Annotated in this window: 4 protein-coding genes and 2 rRNA genes (1 of these 6 running past the window's edge); 2 read left to right on the top strand and 4 right to left on the bottom strand. The window is 46.8% G+C overall.

The features are described from left to right. From MIC7113_RS31575 to MIC7113_RS31560, 4 genes are all read right to left on the bottom strand, one after another. A 23S ribosomal RNA gene (locus tag MIC7113_RS31575) occupies nucleotides 1-20 on the bottom strand (it extends 2,872 nt beyond the left edge of the window). A 380-nt stretch (nucleotides 21-400) separates the two neighbouring features. Then, a 16S ribosomal RNA gene (locus tag MIC7113_RS31570) occupies nucleotides 401-1,891 on the bottom strand. The 16S and 23S rRNA genes sit together here, the layout of an rRNA operon. A 1,095-nt stretch (nucleotides 1,892-2,986) precedes the next feature. Further along, nucleotides 2,987-3,340, bottom strand: a complete 354-nt coding sequence (locus MIC7113_RS31565) for a hypothetical protein (protein WP_015211517.1) — start codon at nucleotides 3,338-3,340, stop codon at nucleotides 2,987-2,989. Then, nucleotides 3,337-3,978, bottom strand: a complete 642-nt coding sequence (locus tag MIC7113_RS31560) for an AAA family ATPase (RefSeq protein WP_015211516.1) — start codon at nucleotides 3,976-3,978, stop codon at nucleotides 3,337-3,339. Before MIC7113_RS31560 ends, MIC7113_RS31565 begins: the two co-directional genes overlap by 4 nt. A gap of 492 nt (nucleotides 3,979-4,470) precedes the next feature. Between MIC7113_RS31560 and MIC7113_RS31555 the strand changes: the two genes are divergently transcribed. Beyond that, a complete protein-coding gene (locus tag MIC7113_RS31555; protein ID WP_015211515.1) occupies nucleotides 4,471-5,184 on the top strand; it encodes a pentapeptide repeat-containing protein in 714 nt (237 codons plus the stop codon). Nucleotides 5,185-5,901: 717 nt separating this feature from the next. Then, nucleotides 5,902-7,227 carry a glycosyltransferase family 2 protein gene (locus tag MIC7113_RS31550; RefSeq protein ID WP_015211514.1) on the top strand — a complete coding sequence of 442 codons (1,326 nt, stop codon included), beginning with the start codon at nucleotides 5,902-5,904 and terminating at the stop codon, nucleotides 7,225-7,227. The last annotated feature ends 172 nt before the right edge of the window (nucleotides 7,228-7,399 follow it).

The following is a 7,399-nucleotide window of genomic DNA, read 5'->3' as shown; positions in this document are numbered from 1 at the left end:
TAGCCCTTTGTAGCTTGACCACAAATTCTTGATGTCTGTGATATCTTCTGTCAGTTCGTCAATTCTTCAGTCGGCACCATAGCTTTAAAGCTACTCACCTCTGAATTTTGGCGAATCACAGTTTCTACCTGACTTATTGCTATGCAGTTTTCAAGGTTCTGACTGGACTAGAGTCCAGCAGGCTTGCCAGATTATCAAGCAAGATTGCTGAATTCTTTTATCCATGAGTTCGAGTATGTTTCTGTTGACTACGCCTCATACGAGAGAGGGTGTCATTTCCTAAGCCGAACCCCAGATAGTTTGAAAGCCTTTTTTACCAATCTCGACCGACCAGGGATAGCTTCACTGTTGACCTGATTCACATTGGACACAGGCATAAACAGGAAGTTGGTCTCCCTTAAAAGGAGGTGATCCAGCCACACCTTCCGGTACGGCTACCTTGTTACGACTTCACCCCAGTCACCAGCCCTGCCTTCGGCGTCCCCCTCCGCAAGCGGTTAGGGTAACGACTTCGGGCAAAACCAGCTCCCATGGTGTGACGGGCGGTGTGTACAAGGCCCGGGAACGAATTCACTGCAGTATGCTGACCTGCAATTACTAGCGATTCCTCCTTCACGCAGGCGAGTTGCAGCCTGCGATCTGAACTGAGCCACGGTTTATGGGATTAGCTGACGATCGCTCGCTCGCTGCCCTTTGTCCGTCGCATTGTAGTACGTGTGTAGCCCAGGACGTAAGGGGCATGCTGACTTGACGTCATCCCCACCTTCCTCCAGTTTGTCACTGGCAGTCTCTCTAGAGTGCCCAACTTAATGATGGCAACTAAAAACGAGGGTTGCGCTCGTTGCGGGACTTAACCCAACATCTCACGACACGAGCTGACGACAGCCATGCACCACCTGTGTTCCGGCTCCCGAAGGCACTCCCAAGTTTCCCTGGGATTCCGGACATGTCAAGCCCTGGTAAGGTTCTTCGCGTTGCATCGAATTAAACCACATACTCCACCGCTTGTGCGGGCCCCCGTCAATTCCTTTGAGTTTCACTCTTGCGAGCGTACTCCCCAGGCGGGATACTTAACGCGTTAGCTACGGCACGGCTCGGGTCGATACGAGCCACACCTAGTATCCATCGTTTACGGCTAGGACTACTGGGGTATCTAATCCCATTCGCTCCCCTAGCTTTCGTCCCTGAGTGTCAGTTGTGGTCCAGTAGAGCGCTTTCGCCACCGATGTTCTTCCCGATCTCTACGCATTTCACCGCTACACCGGGAATTCCCTCTACCCCTACCACACTCTAGCGCTTCAGTTTCCACCGCCTTTCCAGGGTTAAGCCCCAGTCTTTGACGACAGACTTGAAGTGCCACCTGCGGACGCTTTACGCCCAATAATTCCGGATAACGCTTGCCTCCTCCGTATTACCGCGGCTGCTGGCACGGAGTTAGCCGAGGCTGATTCCTCAGGTACCGTCATTGTGTTCTTCCCTGAGAAAAGAGGTTTACAACCCAAGAGCCTTCCTCCCTCACGCGGTCTTGCTCCGTCAGGCTTTCGCCCATTGCGGAAAATTCCCCACTGCTGCCTCCCGTAGGAGTCTGGGCCGTGTCTCAGTCCCAGTGTGGCTGATCATCCTCTCAGACCAGCTACTGATCGTCGCCTTGGTGAGCTTTTACCCCACCAACTAGCTAATCAGACGCGAGCTCCTCTTCAGGCGATAAATCTTTCACGTTGCGGCATATCCGGTATTAGCCACCGTTTCCAGTGGTTGTCCCCGACCTGAAGGCAGATTCTCACGCGTTACTCACCCGTCCGCCACTGAACTCCGAAGAGTCCCGTTCGACTTGCATGTGTTAAGCAGACCGCCAGCGTTCATCCTGAGCCAGGATCAAACTCTCCATTTTGTTGGAAAGTATGTTACTTTTGGCTCCGAAAATTTCTCATTTCCGGAATCCTCTTCTTTTTTCAGCTCTGGGGGTTAACCCAAAACTTGATTATTTCTGACGAGGATTGGTACTTATTTTGGCTTTCAAACTATTAGTTTTTCTAGGTTCAGCGTGTTCGCCTTGGCTTACATCCTTTTGGGAGAAGCTTTACCCGACCACTTCACTAGTGTAGCAGGTTTTTTAGGATTGTGTGGGGAAAATAAAAATTTTTTTGGGGGGTTCTCTCCTTGTTAATTACTCCCAAAGCTTCACTTGTACCCTTCAGCCACTCATAAGCTTTCTCGACTTAGCTTGCTTTCAGCTTTAAAACTCTTATCAGGCATGGGTTTGATGTGTCTTGCTCCTTCCATCACTCTTTTTATAAGGTTACAGGACAGCAAGCCCTGTGATTGGGGAGAACTGAGTCGTCAATATTGTCATAGCACAATGTTGAATGAAGGCTGAAACCTACCGTATCAAAGGAAAATCCATCTTAGCTTTAATTCAAGGAGCGGCATGGCTCACTCTCCTTATGTAACAAATTGCTTCGGCAATAGAGGTGGGACGACCGAACGAATGAAGGGTGATTTTACGACTTTTGAAAGATGCGGCGTATTACATTGTCTCTTGTGGTAGAATACCCCACCTTCACGACCGAAAGTACCTTTACCAGTTCCATAAGTCTTGGCCTAAGTTCTCTGAAACGTTGATTTTTTTAACGAGTGCTTTGCAATCATCAGGCAACATGTTTTTCTTTTTCCCTATTTCACCAAAAGCCAGAGATGAGGAAACTAAATAAACAGAGCAGGGGGTGAACCCACTCTTGCTTTTTGGGTACAGTCTATTTCACTCTTAATAGATGAATAGGAAGAATTCTAAGAGAATGCACCATTCACAATCTCCTAGTAATAGCAATATTCAATTCACCCCTAGTTTTGAGGCAACCTTTGTCCCGGATGGCACGAATTATTGCTGAACTCTACAAAGCTTTTTTTTTGCGGCTTGCTGAGCTTAGCGCATACTTCTGTTCCATTGCTACTCGTGCATCGAGAAGCCTTATTTTTTGGGCGCATATCACTGTAGCACATCCTTTAAGACTTCATCCAGCAATAACCGTACAATCTCTGCCTTCCTTTTCCCAGTTCTCGCCGCCAAAAGGGATAACCTCCGATGCATCGACGCCGGCAAATCAACGGTCAAGCGGATCGTAGCTTCTTTGGCTGGGGTTTGGAATTTATCCGTCAGAGGCGGTTCGTTAGGTGTTTCTTCTGTCGTGCCTAAGGGTACCTCTGCTTTTGGTTCTATAGGAGGTTCAGATGAGGTTGGTTTTGGAGAAAGCCCTCGCTCTAGCTCTTGCAGTCTGTCACCATAGATAAACTGCTGCGCCAGGATATCATCTAGGGACTTCCGACTTTTTTTAGCACTCATAGCATTGTCAGAATTTCTTTGAACAATCGCTCATACTCCTGCGCGGATTCTTTCGCTCTTGCACCAGGGAAATTCCAGACTGTTGCAGACTGACCTGATGTGTCGGCGATCCCTTGTTTCTGATGAATCACCGTTTTGAGTAAGAGTACCTCTGGGGTTTTGCTCAAAAGGGTAAGCGCTTCATCTTTGAGCTTTGTCCCTTTCACAGCTCTGCTCAGAAACACCGCTGCTGCTGGAGGACCCCCTCTCACAGACTGAGCTTGCCTAATTACTCTCACAGCATCAGAAGCCGAACGCAAATCAACGCCTGTGGGTTGTACTGGAACAATTGCTAAGTCAGCACGGAACAGAATTGCACGGGTAGCTTCAGCTAAAGAAGCCGGACCATCAACAATCAGCAGATCATATTGCTGTGCTAACTCCGGAATCTGCTCTAACAAGTCATCGGGAGTCTGTACCACCTTATAGGGAATTGCCGACTCCATCCCTAATATCCATTCAGAACTGGACTGCTGGGCATCAGCATCTACCAGCAGTACCTTCTTTTTCTTTTGGGTGGCTAGCCAGTAGGTGAAATGTACGGCTGTGGTAGATTTTCCGCAGCCGCCCTTCTGATTAATTAAGGCAATGATGGACATGTAAGCGTAATTACTGCCTTACTGAATGCATTATTTGACACTCTCCGCCCTAAAAGTGAGGTTTTTCGCACCTGGAGCTACCACCATCACTTTTCGTCGTGAATTGATTGGTAGTACCGACAAATCCTACCTGTAGTGGGCTAGCTTGAGCCATTATACCTAATCAGAAAATTAATTCCTTTTAAAAGCGGTCCTAGAAAGACCCAGAGCGAAGGGGAGGAGCTTGTATCCCATGATCTGCGGTCAGCCAGACTGGTTATTACATAGATTTCACCTTAACTGACTTATGAGAACGACGCAGATGAATTCCACTATGAACACACGAACCTCCTCAAAAAAATCATAGTATTTGTTTCATAAATTCATTTTGGGAGAGTTTAATTAGATTTGACTTTATCGAAACTTTAAGCTTTAAATCCGGTCTTTTGATTTATTGAACGAGTAAAGTAAATAAAGGGATAGTCACAACTCAAAAATCGCAGGCTTTGGCGTATGAACTTAAGAACCGTTATTATCGTCTTAACGCTATTAGCTGCTGCCACACTGCCAATCGCAGTACGTTTATCCGTTGCTGAAAATATAACGCAACCGCTAAGAATTAAGCCTCTGGAAAATATTCAAAAAGCGGTTAAACCGCTTAAAGCTAAAAAAATAGATGTTGCACTGATTTTGAAAACCAAGAGATGTGTTGGGTGTGACCTCCGTGAAATTAATCTGAGTGGTCTAGACTTGAGTGGTGCTGACTTGAGAAATACTGACCTCTCCCGTGCCAATCTCAAGAATACCAAGCTCAAAGATGCCAAAATGAGCGGTGCGCGTCTCAATCAAGCCAACTTAACTTATGCTGACTTGGATGGAGCTGACTTTCAAGAATGCGACTTTCAAGGTGCTGATCTCAGTAATGCTCAACTCTTAAATACCAACTTGGCTAAGGCAAATTTAAGTATGGCTACCCTGAATCGTACCGAGCTTCGAGATGCCGATCTAACGGGTGCTAAGTTAGAAAGTGCCAACTTAAGTAATGCTACGCTGGTCGGAGCCCATATGACGGGAGCCAACCTAACAGGAGCTAATTTTAATAATGCTGTCTTGCGTTACGCTGATTTAACCAAGGCGGTTCTGATCAAAACTAATCTAAAGGGTGCTGACTTAAGTCTGGCTATCATGCCGGATGGAACAACGGTGTACGGAACAACTGAGTACTGAGGATTGATTTTCTCACCTGTTAATCCTGGCGGTATAACGGCAGGATTTCCCGCTTTATGTATTTATCTGTGCATTACCATTTCTTTCTTTTTCCTCCTTGTAAATTTTTGTTCACACAATTTATTGGTTTCCATGAAAAGGAATGAAGTGTGTGAAGTACCCTCTTGGTTGTTACGCAGCTTAGTTATTTGTGCAAGACTGCACTTAGTACAGGATCACTCTGATCTCAGCTATTGGAGCTTTGACTGACGTAACCATTTCCTGTAGCTCTGGCAGCCGTCTGCCTTCTCTAGACCGAAATATTCAACTAGGCAGATTTCCTCTGCCTTACTTAGGATTCCAATAATATTGGAGCGGACGCAGCCTACGCGAGCGTTGAAATCATCTTTCCGGATGTCTCTGCTGGCTTTCCGTAGTAGTGCTTAGCCTATGTCAACGGTAGCTTTTAAGTAGCTCTGGTGTTGTTTATTTAGGTTATAAGTTCAGATTGTTACAATTTTAATGGCTCACCTAAGAACGGAGGCTCTTATCAAGCGGTAATTAGGCCAAAACTAGACATAGTGAGACGAATTACTTGATTTGTGTGAAGTGTTCCCCAGCTATCTTTTGTTTCTTTGGTCTTGTCTGTTCTTACAATAAACGGCTAATTTGGTGTAAGACGCTCTAGACCGTTGACTTGTTGCTAAGCCAATCCATTTATTTGTCAACTATCAGCCAGTGTTTTTAGTTGTTGATATCATCCTATCCGTAATCGCACTTGGACTGCTCGTTCCCATCGCGGTTCTTTTTATTGAATGCATTGCAGCCTTATTACCAGGTCGAACTGAGTCATGGGTGAAGAGCGTACCCCGACCAAGAATAGCGGTGTTAGTTCCTGCTCACAATGAAGCGGCTGGAATTGGTACAACGCTAGAGACAATATTGCCTCAGTTAACGGATCAAGATCGCCTTATCGTCATTGCCGATAATTGTACTGATGAAACAGCAACGATAGCAAAGCACTGCTGTGAAAGCCAAATTGCACTGTTAGCGAATGTGGGCATTGCCCAAGAGCAAGTGCTGAGCGAACGTACACTTGATGCAATTGCCCCAGCTGGAACTCATACAAAAACAGTGCCCAAGGCAATCGTAATTGAACGACAAGACCCCGACCCGGAGCGAAGGGGGAAAGGGTATGCCTTAGATTATGGCTTACGGTCTATCGAGGCAGACCCCCCGGACGTGGTTGTGATGGTTGATGCAGATTGTATTGTTCAGCAAGGCACAATTGAACGGATTGCAAGTCTCGCCGCGTCGGTTGCACGACCTGTTCAAGCCACCTACCTTATGGAACAACCCGCTAACCCAGGCCCCAAGGATTCGATATCGGCGCTGGCGTTTATGGTGAAGAACTTAGTCCGTCCCAGTGGATTAGCACAACTGCGGTTGCCCTGCTTGTTAACGGGTACGGGTATGGCGTTCCCTTGGTCTGCCATTGCCAAGGCGACCCTTGCTAGTGGCAATATTGTTGAGGACATGCAGCTCGCTATAGATTTAGCAATCGCAGGACTTGCTCCTGTCTTTGAACAGGAGGCAAAAGTGATAGGGCGTCTCCCGCAGCAGGAGCAAGCCGCCCAATCTCAACGGACGCGCTGGGAGCATGGTCACTTGCAAACCCTATTGACACAAGTACCAAAACTGTTCAAAGCGGCTGTGGTGAAAGGACGTTTCGACCTATTAGCATTTGCCCTAGATTTGTGTATTCCACCCCTCTCCCTATTAGTGATGATTTGGGTCGTTTGCATGGGAGGTGCGTTATTAGCGGGGACATTGGGCGCTTCATGGATGCCCTCGATTTTTTTAGCCATAGAAGGGCAACTCATTTTTATCTCCATCGCTAGCGCTTGGGCAAAGTTTGGTCGAGAAGATTTCCCGGTACAGACACTTTTATCCGTGCCTTTCTACATTCTTTGGAAGATTCCCCTGTATCTGGCGTTTATTATTCGACGACAAAAGAAGTGGGTTCGCACAGAACGGGATGCTGTCGAGACTTCCGAGTCTTAATCAACAGCGTTTGACTGGGATGATTAACTGAACTAACGGTTAATCCTGATGCCTAGCGACCTCTTCTGAATTTGTTAGTTAATCAGGGTCATTAGCTCTCTTGCATAAATGGTAAACAAAAGGGCGATAAGTCCTACAGCCGGGTAGTAAAAATTGACTTGAGCAAGAGTTC

The sequence above is a fragment of the Allocoleopsis franciscana PCC 7113 genome (genome assembly GCF_000317515.1).
Taxonomy (GTDB): Bacteria; Cyanobacteriota; Cyanobacteriia; order Cyanobacteriales; family Coleofasciculaceae; genus Allocoleopsis; species Allocoleopsis franciscana.
Note: the sequence above shows the minus strand (reverse complement) of the source record. Positions and strands in the feature narration are given on the sequence as shown.

Excerpts from the sequence above, each read along its gene's own strand:
- MIC7113_RS31565 (WP_015211517.1), bottom strand. The coding sequence starts at position 3,340 with ATGAGTGCTAAAAAAAGTCGGAAGTCCCTAGATGATATCCTGGCGCAG.
- MIC7113_RS31555 (WP_015211515.1), top strand. The coding sequence starts at position 4,471 with ATGAACTTAAGAACCGTTATTATCGTCTTAACGCTATTAGCTGCTGCC.
- MIC7113_RS31560 (WP_015211516.1), bottom strand. The coding sequence starts at position 3,978 with ATGTCCATCATTGCCTTAATTAATCAGAAGGGCGGCTGCGGAAAATCT.